Raw genomic sequence first — 15,874 nt, 5'->3', positions numbered from 1 at the left:
TATAATAAAAATAGAGCATATAGAATAAAGAACTCCGATAGGTAGCGACGCCTAAGGAGTTCTTTTTTTTATATATGAATCGGTACACCTAACATTTCAGCAATATCTTCCTCTGTTAGTTGGATGGAATCGTTATCTTCTATCATTTGTTCTACTAAATTTTGTTTTTTCTGTTGTAATTCATTCATTTTTTCTTCAATGGTTCCTGCTGTTAATAGTTTTATTACTTGTACATCTTTTGTTTGACCGATCCGATAAGCACGATCTGCCGCTTGTGTCTCGACTGCAGGGTTCCACCATAGGTCATATAACACTACAGTATCTGCACCTGTTAAATTCAATCCTGTTCCACCTGCTTTTAACGATATTAAAAAGAAGTCTCGTTCGCCTTTATTGAAACGATTACATCGCTCTAATCTTTCTTCTGAAGGTGTTTGTCCATCTAAATAAAAAAATGACGTACCGTTCATTGCTAATTCTTTTCCTATAAGCTGTAACATTTTCGTGAATTGTGAAAATATCAGTACTCTTCTTCCTGTACGTTTGGCATCATTCACGATTTGTTTTAATTGTTCAAATTTAGAAGAAGTACCTTTATATCCGTCTACAAAAAGTGCAGGATGACAACATATTTGTCGCAGTCGTGTGAGACCAGCTAATATTTTTATTCTATTTTTTCTAATTGTATCTTTATCTAACTGCTTCAATGTGTCGTGCCTTAATTTCGCTAAATAAGCTGCATATAGTTTTTTCTGTTCTGGTAATAACTCCACTCGTTCAACTTGCTCTATCTTTTGAGGTAATTCTTGAAGCACATCTTTCTTTGTCCTTCTTAATAAAAATGGACGTATTCTTTTACTTATCGTCTTTTTCGTTAAATTATTATATTCTTTAAAGCTTTGAAACAGTTCAGGTAATATTACATGAAAAATAGACCATAATTCCACTAATGAATTTTCAATCGGTGTGCCAGAAAGTGCAAAGCGGTGATTTGCCTTCACTTTCTTTACAGCCTTTGCAGTTTGCGTATTTGGATTTTTAAACGCTTGAGCCTCATCGAAAAATACAGTATGGAATACTTGTTTGTCTAACCATTGTATTTCTTGTCTTAACAAAGGATAAGAAATGATTACTACATCTACCCCACTATTATTTTGTAACAAAGGTTGCCTTTCTTTTTTAGATCCATCAATAACGATTGCCTTTATTTGTGGTGCGAATTTTTGAATTTCGCTTAACCAATTAAAGGTCAGCGAAGAAGGACAAACAATTAATACTGGATTTTTACCTTCTCTAATAAGCTCAAGCTCTGAGTAAATAAACGTAATACTTTGTAACGTTTTTCCAAGCCCCATATCATCAGCTAAAATGCCACCAAAATGATGTTTTGCTAGAAGTTTCATCCATTTATAACCAGTAATTTGATAGTCTCTTAAAATCGAACGTAAATCTTCAGGTACCTCGAAACTTTCATTTTGTGGATGCACTAGTTTCCCAATAAATTGTTGAAACGATTTGTCTATAGAGATTGCCTCATCCGTAAGATTATCTACATATTTTAACCCACCTACAACAGGTAAGCCCCACTCATCGTCTGACTGTTTATACTCTTGGGGTATTGTATTTAAAAATGTTTGAATTTCATTCAATTCTTTTGTTTCTAATGAAAGTAACGAACCGTTTTGAAGACGATAATATTTTCGCTTTTCTTCAAGTGCTACAAGAAGTTCTTTAATCTCCCTATCAGCTATACCATCCATTTCAAATTTAAACTGTAACCAATTTATTCGGTCTTTTTTCATTTTTACATTGATTTTAGGTCGTTTATTTTCTCTGAAAATACGATTCCTAACAGCTGTTGTCGCATATATTTGTACGAGCTTTTTTAATGAAGGGAGAACGTGATATAAAAATTGATATTCTAACTCTTCGTTTTGTAGATAATAGCCTCCATCTGTTTTGGCAAATTCACTTTCTTCCATAATTCTTAAAATTTCTTCTTCCTTACCAACATCTCTTATAAACAAAGGTCCAAGTACTCTGTCGTTTTTATCTAGTGGATTTATAATTACATTTTCATAATGAAATTCTAAACCAACAAGTAATCGGTTTTTTAAGCGATCTAAAAAGAGTTTTGCCTTTAACGGAGTTTTCACTAACTTATCTGTTATGGATTCCGAAAATTGAATTGTTCCGAGCCTTCTTAAACCAGGTACTACTTTATCGATAAACATTGGTAGCTGTTCTTCTGATAAAGGAATGATATTTTCCCCCGTTCTATCAATCATTTTCACTAACTCTGATAATCGTAGACAATCATCATTTTGTAAACGAATAAATTCCCCATTTACAAAAACGAATTGATACGACGAGAAAACATACAGATTTTGTATCCCGTCTATTATTAAAGAGTAATTTCCATTTTGCTGTCTTTCTAATGAAAATTTTAGATTGAGTGTCGCTTGTCCGATTCGAACCGGTACTGTTGTGACACTATTCACGATAAAAAGTGACGAGTGTATGTTAGAAAGAAGCATTAAAAGTTTTTCACCTAACGTAGGTGGAATAACTAATGTGTTTAACATCCCATCATTAACTTCATCGATATATATTTGTTTAACTTGTACTATTTCAAAAAGAAGCTGAAGTACTTTATCTACTTCTTTCGAAAAGCAATGTAGCGCTGGGTTATACGTAAAAGTGGAAGACAAGTTTGTCGGTACTCCATCTAAAGCATTTTTTATAAATTTATAAAGATTTTTAACGGTTTGCGAGCCAACCTTCATTTCTATACCGATCATATATTGCCCATCTTGAATTTTTATGGCTTTACAAGTAAAAGTAGCATTTTGTATTTCCCTATTTTCAAAATGTCGTTGGGAAATAGAATGTCTTTTTTCACTATTAAAAATATCGAATAAACTGTCCACATCATCATTATTGTCTCTTTTTGCATGAATGTACTGCTTATTTAGCATAAGAAGTACTGCTGCAACATGCTGGCATTCTTTTTTATAGGAAGCAAGTTTAGGACAGCTACAAGCAATCTTCAAAATTCTTTCATTTTTAAAAGTAATCTCAACCTCAAAGTTTTCGTTTCCTGATATGGTTGCTCTTATTACGTTGTTCTCATTTTGTACAATAGTAACTTTTCCATCGCGGCAAAACGCCTCCCCACGTTTAAAGGAAGCATTACCGCACATATCTAAAATTTTTCTTTCATTTATCATTATCGACATGCGAAGAACTCCTTCATTTAGGGTAAAGGTAAAAAATCAATAGGTTGATTTTATCATACATCATCCTATCCGTGTATATAACAAGCATTGACTTTAGTCGATAAAAATATATTAGAAACGAAACATGACAAAAACACGTGTGGGTGTGGAAATATTTCTCAATAAATTGTAAAATAAATTCATACTATTCTAATTTTACACTATACATAGGGTGTATTTAAGAAAGTGGGTATTGTATGCATCGTAAAATATATTGGTCCCTCCTACTCCCATTTCTTGTTGGTAGTGCTATATTGCTTTTTATATTACCGGCAGGGAGGAAACATTACGTCTTCTTTTTAGCCATTATCTTTTGGTTAACATATTACTTTATAGGAAATGTAGGCAAAAATAAAAGCTAGCATTCTCTTAATGTTGAGAACACCAGCTTTTTTGCTTTATTTCATCCCAGTCAATGTAATCCCTTTTATTATATGTTTTTGTAAAAGGAAGAACACTAATATTAATGGTAATGCCGTTATTGTTGCACCAGCCATAATTAACTCCCATCTAGATTCAAATTCACCTGATGCAAAGAAAGATAATCCGACTGGTAACGTGTAAAGTGATGAAGAATCCGTCACAATAAGCGGCCATAAAAATGCGTTCCAGTTACTCAAAAATGAAAAAATAAACAATGCGGAAATTGCTGGCCATACTTGTGGGATCGCAACCTTTATAAATATTTTAAATTCACCGAGCCCATCAATTCTTGCCGCATCTAAAAGGTCATCTGGTATCGACTCCATAAATTGTTTCATTAAAAACACACCAAAACCAGTCATTAAACCAGGGAATAATAATCCCCAATAGCTATCTGTCCAACCAAATTCAGAACTCATTAAATACCAAGGAATTATTAACATTTCTGTCGGTACCATTAAAGTACTTAATATAGCTATAAAAATGATTCCTTTTCCTATAAATTTAAATTTAGCAATAATATAGCCTACTAACGAATCAAAGAATACGACACTAATCGTCGTAACAGTTGCGACTATAATACTATTTAGAAACCACTTCCCAAATAAGGAATCCAAAAAAATTCTTCGGTAGTTTTCTAAAGTAGGATTTTCAGGAATAATGCTAAGTGTGTATACGTCTAAAGCAGATTTTAAGGAGGTTGATACCATCCAAACGAATGGGAAAATCATGATTATAGTCCCAAGAATTAATAGCGTATATACAACGAACGATTTTGTTTTTTTATCCATTTGATTTTCCCTCCTTTAATAATCAAATTTCTTCGATAGTACTTTCATTTGGAAAATGGTTAAGGCTAAAATGAATAGGAATAATATAACAGTTGCTGCTGATGCTAATCCCATACTGTATTGTCTAAATGCTAATTGATAAATATAAACAACAATAGAAATCGTGGAATGTAAAGGTCCCCCTGCACTATCTACACTCATATTTACTACTTGTGTAAATGAAACCTGAATAAAGTTAATACTACCAATTACAACAGAGAAAACAATGGTTGGATTTAATAATGGCAATGTTATGCTTTTAAATTTATTCCAGCTATTTGCCCCGTCCACTTCTGCAGCTTCATAAAACATTTTAGGAATATTTTCTAAACCAGCTAAAAAAATTACCATTTGAAAGCCTAACCCTTGCCAAATCATCGTTCCAATAATGATATATATCGCCTGATCTGGGGAATTTAAAAATAGTTGTGGCGGTATCCCTAAATTAACTAAAAATTCATTAATAATACCATTATTCATAAAAAGCCAACGGAAAACCCAACTAACAGCCACAATACTCGTTACATAAGGGATAAAATATATAACTCTAAATACACCGACAAACTTATTAATACGTTGTAACAATAGAGCAATAAGTAAACCGATTAATACTTGACCAGAAACACCAAATACAATAAAAATTACTGTGTTCCACAAAGATTTTTTGAAAATAGGATCATTCGCTAGTGTTACATAATTATCGAATCCTACAAAAGGCTTTTCTGGAGATAATATATTCCATTCTCTAAATCCTATATTAAACGTGTATAATGTCGGGGCTATTCTTATACAAATATAGAAAATTAGTGGAAGCAATAAGCAAAGGTAAACAAATAAATATTTACTTTGCTTTAGCGTTAAGCTAGGTCCATTCCTTTTAATTTTGGGTGATTTGTGTGTATCCAATGATGGTTCTGCCATACTATTACCTCCTCTTGAAAAGGGATACTAAAACTGTTTTTTCGTAAAAGTTATGTACTCTTTTTTTCTACCATCTTAAAAGAAGGACGATATTAACCGTCCTTCTTTATTTTGTACATGTGCTAGTTGCTTCCGCTTTTCTATTTACCGTTTAGACCAGTATTCATCAAATAGTGCTTGTGTTGACTCTACTAATTCTTTATATGCATCTTCTGGAGATACACCTTGAAGTAAAACTCTGTCGACTGCTTGAATAACAAGGTCTCTTTCTCGACTTTCATCTACAAAGAAATGGGCATTAGCATATGGAAGTTGCTCAATAAAAGCACCATATAATTCATGATTTAAATATTTATCTTGTAGCGCTACACTCTGTTTTGCTGGTAATTCTCCAATTTCATCTAACCATCTTTCCATTACATCTTCACTAGTTAAAAACTGCAAAAACTTAACAGATGCATCAAGTTTTGCCCCTTCTACCTTGGAAGTGATTCCATTACTCCAAAACGATGCTTGTGTTGCTTTATTACCATCCTTGGAAGGTAGTGGTGCAATCGCGTAGTTTAAGTCAGGTGTATCATTTTGTAATGTTCCTATACGGAAAGAACCATCAATATTCATCGCAGCATTCCCAGTTTTAAATGCTGTCACATCATCAGTGTAAAAATTTCGTTCCCCTACTTCATGTTCTGTTACGAAATTTAACCAATATTTAAATGCCTCTAAACCAGCATTTGTTTGATTCCATTGGATTGTTTTTCGATCTTCACTTAGTCCTTGCCCGCCAGCTTGGTAAAGAAGAGCATCTCTAAACCAATGGTGTCCTTGTTGACTAGGTTCCCAAGCCATACCAGCTTGCGCTAAACGACCGTTACTATCTCTTTTTGTAAGTTTAATAGAATAATCTACAAGCTCATCCCAAGTTGCAGGTGGACTATTTGGATCTAATCCCGCTTCTTCGAACAGATCTTTGTTATAAAATAACGCGATTGTTCTTACAGCAGTAGGTATTGTCCAGTACTCTCCATCTAATTTCACTGATTCAACCATAGGGAAGAATTCAGATTCAATCGTTTCATGTGGAAATGCTTCCTTAGGTAATGGTTGTAAGTAACCTGAGTCAACATATCTTGGTACCCATCCGTAAAATAAATTAATAACATCTGGACCACGGCCAGCAGGTACTTGTGCTGCTACGCGCTCATTAAATTGGTCATATGGAAATGTTGTATGCTTTACTTTAATACCTGGGTTTGCTTCTTCAAATTCTTTTATTAATTCATCAACTAATTTTACTTTAGAATCAAAATGATATTGCCAATACTCAATTTCTACAATGTCACCATCTTTTTCGCCAGCAGTCTCTTTGTCACCACTACAGGCAACGATAAACATACTTAAAGCAAAAAATAATACGAATAAAAATGCTTTTTTCATTTGCCATCCCCCTCATAACCTATTATTTATTTTTTAATACATGAAACAACATCTTCAGTTAATCTCTGTTTATAGTCAAAAAATTGTTTTTGTTTTTCATTTAACCAATAGTTGTCGTTCTTTAATGACTTAACAGCTTCTTCATATTGAAACTCTATTGCTTTTAACGACGGACCACCAAGTATATTTCGCACATTCACGAAATTTCGTACGCAAATGGCTGATTGGTATTCTTCTTCTGTTAAATTTAGTAATATTTGAAAGCTATTTTTCGCTATGTTATTAATTTTAGAAGCGCTTCCATTTGTTAAATCTAAACCTTCTTTTACTAAATCTTTTACAAATGTACTTACAATTCCATGTGCCGAACGGAATGGGATACTGTAGTTTCGTACTATTACATCGGAAATTTCTGTTACCGTAGCAAAGCCTCTTTGTGCATTTTCTAATAAAAGTTCTTTATTAAAAGTACAATGATGTAAAATTTCTGTAAGAATTTCCACTACTTCTACGGAGGTTATATAGCCTGTATATAATGGTGGTTGAATATCATCACCTATGTCGACAATATCACCCAATGGAACGTTATGGGCAAGAAATATAGTGTTTTCAAGGCTGCCTATTGCTTTACTAATGGAAGCCCTTGTATGTTCTAACGCAGATGGGTTTCTTTTTTGAGGCATAATACTTGATGTTTGAACATGCATATCGTGTAATCTCAAAGTATTCACTTCGTTCGTTGTCATGAAAATTAGGTCATTTACAAAGCGTGATAGAGTAGATAACGAAATTGAAAGTACACTTTTTAGTTCTATCATAAAATCCGAAGCTGAAATTGCATCATAGGAGTTAGACAGTGGTGAATCAAAGCCTAATCTTTTACTAATATTTTCGCGATCAATGTTATAGCCTGTTGTAGAAAGTGCTGCTGCTCCCATTGGGGAACGATTCACTCTATTGTAAAGTTCTTGCCCTCTTTGTACGTCTCGTTGTAAGTTATGTACGACTGCCATTAAATAGTGTGATAAAGTAGTAGGTTGTGCTTGTTGGTTATGTGTATGTGCTGTCATTATTGTTGTTTTGTGTTCGGCTACTAAACGTAATAGCTCGTTCCTTAATAAGTTAATTGTATTCATCCATTCCACGATTCTTTCTCGCCAGAACATTCGAAACATCGTTGTGTCCATATCATTTCGACTAAATGCAATGTGCATATTCCCGACAAGTTCAGGACCAATCACTTTACTGAGATCATCTTCTAGCATAAAAAACAGATCTTCAAAATTACTATCGTATTTTTTTTCGTAGCCTTGTTTATATAATTTATGAGTTGCTTCTAAAATGGAACTCGCATGCTCTTGCTCGATAATGTTTTGATCTCTTAGCATTAACACATGAGCTAAGTTTATTTCCATTATATGATGATAGTAATGTTTTTTAGTAAATGAATATGTTGGGCCTAAAGTAGCGTCTATATATATTTTTGAGCGTTGGGTCATTCTAAATTACTCCTTTTTCTTTAAGTAATGATTCATGCTCACGTAAAACTAATGCTCCTGCACCTATTAATGACAAACCTTCTAATTCTGAAACGAAAATATCTGTTCGAATGGGAAGATGTTTTTCAATTATTGATTGGACTTTTGGTAGAAACCATTTCCCCGATTTCGATATTCCCCCACCGATTACGACACATTGAGGGTTAAATATACATATGACATTTACTAATGCAAAGGCTATATGTTCAAGCGTTTCATTTACAACTTGTAGACTAAGAGGATCGTTATTAATTGCATAGTGGAATATTTTTTTTGCAGTTAACTTTTCTCCCTTTAATGGATGATCATAGGTGACGTTTTGTAAATGCATTTCCATTCTTTTTACAATCGACGGTCCACCAACATGACTATCTAAAAAACCATAACCTTGAAAAATATGGTCATACTCTTCCTTTGCTTCATTTTTATCTGTAACCATATAACCAATTTCACCTGCAGCAAATGCTGAACCGCGATATAATTGACCATTTACAATTATCCCACAGCCTACTCCTGTTCCAAGCGTTATTAATATAACATGATCTTTATTACTCGCTTGCCCTTTCCATTGTTCGCCTAATACAGCTATATTAACATCATTATCAACATAGACTGGGAATTCGATTTTTTCTTCTAGCTTATGTTTAAGTGGATAATTGATCCATCCTAAACTTGGTGCATCTATCACAATTCCTTGATTAGAATCAGTTATACCTGGTGCACCTACTCCGACAGCCATGACAAATTCACTACCAATATTATTTTTCTCCAATAGAGAATAAACTGTTGTACAAATTTCATTAATGAAATCTTTCTTTAGCGCTGCTTGCGTTAATAATTGACCTTTTGCGATAAGTTCCCCAGTGAGATTAACGATCCCAACTTCAACATTTGTACCTCCAATATCTATTCCTATTAGAAAATATGCATTTTTATTAAAAAATAGATTAATTGGTTTACGTCCACCTAGTGCACTAGATTCATTACTCTCCCTTTCAAAAATCCATCCTTCTTGTAATAATTCATCTACTATTAAAGATACAGTAGGCTTACTGATGGAGAGGTTGACGGAAATTTCTGCTCTTGAAATTTGGTCATTATCTCTAATAAACTGTAAAATTTTCTTTTTGTTTAAATATTTTAAGTAATTTGGAGTGTTACTTCTCGATTGTTTCATATACGTGCCCCTTGAAAGAATTCGACGTTAGTTCGTAAACTTTCCTTACCAACTTAAATTCATCTTATTTTCTTTTCATGTTGATGTCAACAGAATTTTCAGAAAAATATAAATTTGTGTATTTTTACCTAGAGAGGTATTACTCATTCCTAATACCTCTCTGTACTATTTTAGTCTTTAAATAACGGGTAACTAATTAAGTTTGTAAAGATGCGATACCCACCTGCAACTTGCCCTTGAATTTGGCGATACCATACTAAATTCGTATATAAATAAGTACCCTCGCCATATTCAGCCATTAAAATTCCACTTTCAAAAGGTTCTTCACCAGGATCAGCCATACTTATAAATGTTTCGTAACGCTCATCCCATTCACTCGGAAAATATAGCGCTCTTTCCTGTACCCAATTTTCCCAATCAGATTCATTTAGGCTATTTGGATGGTTAAAAAGTGGATGTTCTGGGTCTTTAATTTCAACTTGAGCATTTTGATCTGTAACTCTCCAACGAATAGATGGTGTACCTATCGTAAGTGGATACGGAGGATGGTTTTCTCCATGATAACTATCATTAGGTGTATGATACTGTACAACTAAGTGTCCACCATTATTTACATAGTCTAATAGACGGCTATTTAATTGTGGTAACCCTTCTCTTCTATATGCTCTAATTCCTAAAGCGATAGAATCATATTGAGCTAAATCTCCACTTGCAATTTCTTCATTTGATAGTTTTGTTATATCCATTCCAATATTAATTAAGTAATCGGCAATTTGATCAAAACCACTTTCGATATACCCGACCTTTATCCCATCAGGAATAGTTAATTCAAATGAAATACCTGCGGATTTTGCGTTATACAAGTAATACTGAGTACGAATATGGTCATAATTTATTGTTTGAACAGTTGTAGAAAACTCTTTATTATCTACTAGTACTTTACCTAACACTTCAAATGTTTCTGGTGCAATATTATTCGGATTAACAGTAAAAATTACCGTTTCTGTTTGTCCTTGCTCTTCAAAATGCACCGAATCTTGGGAAACAGATACTTCCCATCCGCTTGGCACTTCTAGTAAAGGAGTTGCTACAGACGGGCCATCAACATAATTAGTTAATGTCATTTCTACTTCTATTTCTTCTGGAATATCCAGTTGATTAATTGCAATTTGAACTGGATTTAATGCTACAGCTACGTCTGGTAAAACAGCAACTGTATTTTTAGGTGTTACAGTAAATGAAGCGCTTTCTTTTTTAACCTCATACTGAACGTTTGCTAAAATAATCGCATCTTCATATGGATGGTAGAATTTTTCATCGTCATTAACTGTCACTTCAAATGTTTTTGTAACAGACTCATTAGGTTTTAAAGTTATCTTTTCTACTTCTCCTCTAACTGTCCAACCTTCTGGAATAAGAAGAGAAAGTTCAACATTATTTAACGTAACTTTACCATCATTAGTAACGTTTAGTTCAACTGGAGTTGTAGCTCCTCTAACTAAAGTAGAATTATCAACCGTTACATCAATATTCAACGAAGATGCTATTTTACTCACTTCTACTAACTGCTTTTGTTTAACATTAAGTTTAAATAGTATATCTTTCTTTAACTCTTTTGAAATATTACTTTTTTCTACTTTAACAATTGCTTTTTTTACTTCACCTATAGCCCCGTGTGCATTTACTAGTACTTCTTCACGAGATGGGTAACTTTTAACTACTGCATCTAGTGCACTTTGTACATTTTTAAGTACACCTTTTATTTGATTATCGCTTCTTTCTAATCTTTCTGCTACTTCTGTGAAACTAAAGTCGAGGCTATCAAAAATCGTTTCTTCTTTGTCTGGAATTGGATGGACAGACTTAACTAAATCTAAATGCACGTAAAGTGGAGCAACAGGTACTTCTCTTCCCATACCTTGACTTTTATGAAGATAACGAGAATCTTCCCCTAGTTGCGCATAAGTTTTCCCATAAACATCATCAATTTCATTTCCTACTTCAATGGAAACTGTAGCATTACTGTTAGATTGGGCAGGAAAGTATAATTTTTTTATTTGCCAAGGAGTTAATCCTTCTTCTAAATGTTCTGGAAATACGGTAGGATCTGCTGCATCTTCAAAAGCTCTTTCTGTTAAAACATTTATTGCACGATGGTGACCGTGTTGAGAATCAACATCTAAAAATGATGGGAATACAATTTCCGGTCGATATTCTCTAATTTTTCTAATTAATCTTTCGTACGCTATTTCTTCTCCCCATTCATGTAACGTTTCTTCTGTTGATTTAGAAAAACCGAAATCATAGATAGGGTCACTAATGTCTTCACTTAGCATAATTAAGTCTACATTCGTTACATCTGATGCTTCTATTAATTCCTCAGAACGAATAATTCCTAATCCATTACCTAACTCAGAACCAATTTCATTTTGACCACCTTCACCCCTATTTGCGATAAGGCTTCCAGTTCTTACACCTTTACCTAGGGATAAATAGGCTAATAAATGACTACGTTCATCATCTGGATGAGCACCTGTATTTAGAAAACTTGTTGTTGTCGTTAACGGTGTTACCACTTTCCATAAATCTACATCATGATTCCCGTTTTTAACTGCCATCGTTTTTACACTTTCAGTAAATACGAGCGGTAATAGTAAAATTACTGCCATTAGACTTAACAAAAGCTTTCTTCTTAACATGTAAACATTCCCCCTAAAAATTAATGGATTCGTAATAAGCCCCCTTTCAGTAAGTTAACTTGTTAGTTAGTAAAGTTTCCTTACCATCTACTAATATACAAAATATTAAGAATTTTTAAAAATGTATTAATACCTATATATCCTACAAGTTTTTATAACGCTTCTTTCCTAGAGAATATGAATTGTACTGTGACAATCGTCATATAACAACAAAAAAGCGCTCTGTCTACTTAACTGACATAACGCTTTTTTATATTATAAAATAACCGCTGTTACACAGAAATATCTCTTATTCTAAAGGCTCTCGCACCAAAAAAAGTGACTATAAGACTAATTAGGAATAAAGTCATTAATGGTGCAATATGAATATTCTCGACCGGAAACTGTGGAATATGACCGAAAGGACTTAACATACTCATCCATTCTGGCAATTGCAATAGTCCTCCTAAATATACGACAAAAAATGAATAGCCTAAGTAGATCCAAATAACCGCTGTAAGTTGAGGTTTAAATCCATATATAAAAATAGTAATACTAATCATTAGCCACACTGATGGTAAATATACCATTCCTGATTTTAGTAAAACAACGATTTGTATAGGCTCCTCCATTACTAAACTACTAGCGAAAAATAATCCTAATATAGATAGTAATAACAACATTACACTACTTAGTATGGATATGAATACATACGAAAATAATAATTGATTCCGTGAAACTGCTTTAGATAATAGATGATCAATTCGGTTCTTTTTTTCTTCTCCCTTTAACTTTAAAAAGAACATCACGGGTGGAACTGTACAAATTAAAGAGATAATACACATTAACATCGTTAAGAATTGCTCCGTTAATGATAATCCTTCTATCGGAGCTAGCATTTCAGAAAGCATTTCATTACTTCCGAAAAAATTTTCAAGATCACCAAAAACAGAACCGTACGATAACCCTAACAATAACATTGCAATGGACCAAGCAATAATACTTGTTCGTTGAAGTGTAAATGCTAAACCTAGAGTTGATAGTAACAAAGGAGAAGCATTCTTTTTTCCGGATTTAGTTCGGAGAAAACTAGAGCCAACATCTCGTATTGCTTGTAAATATAAAGATATTAGGCTTAGTAAAACCGCTAATAAAATCGTCCAAAATATGGGTGTCCAATTGTTTTGCACATAAACTTCAGTAGATAAAATCCAGCCTAATGGAGAAACGTTTGAAAGTAATGAGTTACTAACATCACCAATCGCTCTTATTAGATATCCGAAACCTAACAGCATAAATGATAGCGTGAGTGTTCCTCTACTAGTTTGAGAGAGTTGTGCCATTAATGCTGTAATGGCTGAAAAAATGAGACCTGTCGCCCCTAAACTTGCACCATAAAGAAAAGATCCTTGTGCGTCCATACTAGATATATTTAAAGACGTTAAACCAACTCCGATAATAATAGCAAGCAAGCAATTTAGAATAATCATTAATTTAAATGTTGCAAGTAAATTCGCTAAACGTCCAACGGGCAATGATCTTAACAATTCAAGTTGACCATCTTCTTCTTCCGATCTCGTAAGACTCGTTACAAATAATATGCTCATAATTGCCACTACTATAGCAGTAAATAACAACATTTGATGTGCCATCATCGCACCGGTTGTGTAATTATCTAATCCGTAACCAGGACCAACCATCGCTATCATTGCAGGGTTTTTCATTGTTTCCGCAATCGCTTGCCTTTCCACATCCGACTTATATAGACCTTCGAATGAACCAGCTGTAGCAATCGATATTAGTAAAAAAGAGAGTATCCATATTACCATCCGATATCGATTACGTTTTAACATAAACTTAAAAAGTAATTCATTATTAGAAAATAGCTGATACCACACTTTTACTCACCCCTATCTCCTCTTGAAGCGGATGAAATATCATAATGTCTCATAAACAGATCTTCTAAAGTCGGTGGTGCACTTTCAAGCTTTACTATACCGTATTGTCCTAAATACTTTATTACGATATCTAGCTGATCAGCATCAACCTGGAAGCTTATAGAATCACGAGAGTTCTCAACTTCATGTACTCCGTTTAGTTTACTTAAGTCGGTAATTGGTTCTTTTGTTTGAACTATTAGTCTAGTTCTTGTTAAATGACGTAATTCTGTTAAACTTCCACTTTCAATAATTTCGCCTTGGCGTATGATTCCTACTCTATCACACAATTTTTCTACCTCTGATAAAATGTGGCTTGATAGGAGGACGCTTTTTCCGGCTAGTTTTGCTTCCATCACACAGTCCTGAAAAGCTCTTTCCATTAATGGGTCTAACCCTGATGTTGGCTCATCTAACAGATAAAAATCTGCATCGGCTGCAAACGCTGATACTAATGCTACTTTTTGTCTATTTCCTTTTGAATACGTACGGCACTTTTTGGATGGATCTAATTGAAACTTTTCAATTAATTGTTCACGCCGGCTAACGTTTATGTCCCCTCTTAACTTCAAAAATAAGTCAATTACTTCGCCACCTGTTAAATTCGGCCATAAATTAACGTCACCAGGAACATAAGCAACTCTTTTATGAATATCAACAGCATCTTTCCATACATCTTTTCCAAAGATTTTAGCATCACCACTTGATGCTTTTAATACTCCAAGCAAAATTCGAATGGTCGTCGATTTCCCAGCCCCATTTGGCCCAATAAACCCATAAACTTCTCCTTCATGCACTTCCATATTTACTCCATTTAATGCTGAAAATTTACCGAAACTTTTTTTTAATTCAGTAATATTAAGTACGGTCATCAGTAGGACCTCCTCTTTAAAGAAGTTTTGAAATATTACACATTATATATTTCATAATATAGGAGATGATGTCCACTTTCAACACCTTTATGAAATATTATATTTGTTTTATTTCATAACTTTTATTAAACTTATATATGAGGTGAATGTAATGGACGGGTTTCAGCGCCGTAAAGAAGAAAAAATGAACAATATATTAGAAGCAGCTCTCCAACTATTTATGGAGTTTGGGATTCAGAAAGTGTCGATATCACAAATAGCAAAAAAAGCTAACGTATCACAAGTTACCATTTACAATTATTTCGATAGTAAACATAATCTGATTCGCGAAGTGTTTATATATTATACAGATAACGTTACCCTTGAATTTGAAAAGTTAATAAATAGTGAATTGCCCTTTCCTGATAAAATAAAACAAATTATATTTAATAAGAAAAAAGCCGCTAATCAACTACACGAGGAATTATATGAATATTTTTTGAAAGAGTATAGAGAAGAAGGGAATCATTTGCAAAAATTGTACGCGGAAAAAGTACTACCACAAATAATGAGTTTTTTCGAAGATGGTAAGAAGGAAGGTTTTATCAATAAAAATCTGTCAAATGAAGCAATATTGTTTTATTTTCAAATGATGACAGACTACTTTAAAAAGGAAGAAACCTATCAACAACTACTTCCTCTAACGGAAGACATTATGCAAATATTGTTTTACGGTATATTGGGAAAAGACCCAAGTACAAATTAAGAACTAATACAACCCGACTTCTCTTCACATTTCCTGGG

General features: G+C 33.5%; 10 protein-coding genes. 1 reads left to right on the top strand and 9 read right to left on the bottom strand.

Going from position 1 to position 15,874, the window contains the following annotated elements; translation table 11 throughout:
- Positions 1-68: 68 nt before the first annotated feature.
- From BC6307_RS10430 to BC6307_RS10390, 9 genes are all read right to left on the bottom strand, one after another.
- Positions 69-3,239 carry a DEAD/DEAH box helicase gene (locus BC6307_RS10430; protein WP_066414212.1) on the bottom strand — a complete coding sequence of 1,057 codons (3,171 nt, stop codon included), beginning with the start codon at positions 3,237-3,239 and terminating at the stop codon, positions 69-71.
- Between the two features lie 437 nt (positions 3,240-3,676).
- The gene (locus BC6307_RS10425; protein ID WP_066414217.1) at positions 3,677-4,492 is read right to left on the bottom strand and encodes a carbohydrate ABC transporter permease; all 816 of its coding nucleotides are present in this window, start codon (positions 4,490-4,492) and stop codon (positions 3,677-3,679) included.
- 15 nt (positions 4,493-4,507) lie between these two features.
- Positions 4,508-5,452 carry a carbohydrate ABC transporter permease gene (locus BC6307_RS10420; protein ID WP_066414220.1) on the bottom strand — a complete coding sequence of 315 codons (945 nt, stop codon included), beginning with the start codon at positions 5,450-5,452 and terminating at the stop codon, positions 4,508-4,510.
- 144 nt (positions 5,453-5,596) lie between these two features.
- A complete protein-coding gene (locus tag BC6307_RS10415) occupies positions 5,597-6,889 on the bottom strand; it encodes a sugar ABC transporter substrate-binding protein (RefSeq protein ID WP_066414222.1) in 1,293 nt (430 codons plus the stop codon).
- Positions 6,890-6,915: 26 nt separating this feature from the next.
- A complete protein-coding gene (gene argH / locus BC6307_RS10410) occupies positions 6,916-8,388 on the bottom strand; it encodes an argininosuccinate lyase (protein ID WP_066414225.1) in 1,473 nt (490 codons plus the stop codon).
- Between the two features lies 1 nt (position 8,389).
- On the bottom strand, positions 8,390-9,604 hold the full coding sequence (locus tag BC6307_RS10405; RefSeq protein WP_066414228.1) for an ROK family transcriptional regulator: 1,215 nt from the start codon (positions 9,602-9,604) through the stop codon (positions 8,390-8,392).
- Between the two features lie 170 nt (positions 9,605-9,774).
- Positions 9,775-12,303, bottom strand: a complete 2,529-nt coding sequence (locus BC6307_RS10400) for an NEW3 domain-containing protein (RefSeq protein ID WP_066414231.1) — start codon at positions 12,301-12,303, stop codon at positions 9,775-9,777.
- 272 nt (positions 12,304-12,575) lie between these two features.
- Entirely contained in the window at positions 12,576-14,180 is a 1,605-nt protein-coding gene (locus tag BC6307_RS10395; RefSeq protein WP_084380304.1) for an ABC transporter permease, read from the bottom strand.
- Positions 14,181-14,182: 2 nt separating this feature from the next.
- Positions 14,183-15,091, bottom strand: coding sequence for an ABC transporter ATP-binding protein (locus BC6307_RS10390; protein ID WP_066414233.1), 909 nt, complete (start codon positions 15,089-15,091; stop codon positions 14,183-14,185).
- 151 nt (positions 15,092-15,242) lie between these two features.
- Here BC6307_RS10390 and BC6307_RS10385 point away from each other — a divergent pair, with 151 nt between their 5' ends.
- The gene (locus BC6307_RS10385) at positions 15,243-15,836 is read left to right on the top strand and encodes a TetR/AcrR family transcriptional regulator (protein ID WP_066414240.1); all 594 of its coding nucleotides are present in this window, start codon (positions 15,243-15,245) and stop codon (positions 15,834-15,836) included.
- Positions 15,837-15,874 lie beyond the last annotated feature (38 nt).

Source organism: Sutcliffiella cohnii, from assembly GCF_002250055.1.
GTDB classification, from domain to species: domain Bacteria; phylum Bacillota; class Bacilli; order Bacillales; family Bacillaceae_I; genus Sutcliffiella; species Sutcliffiella cohnii.
This window is presented reverse-complemented; position numbering and strand designations above follow the sequence as displayed.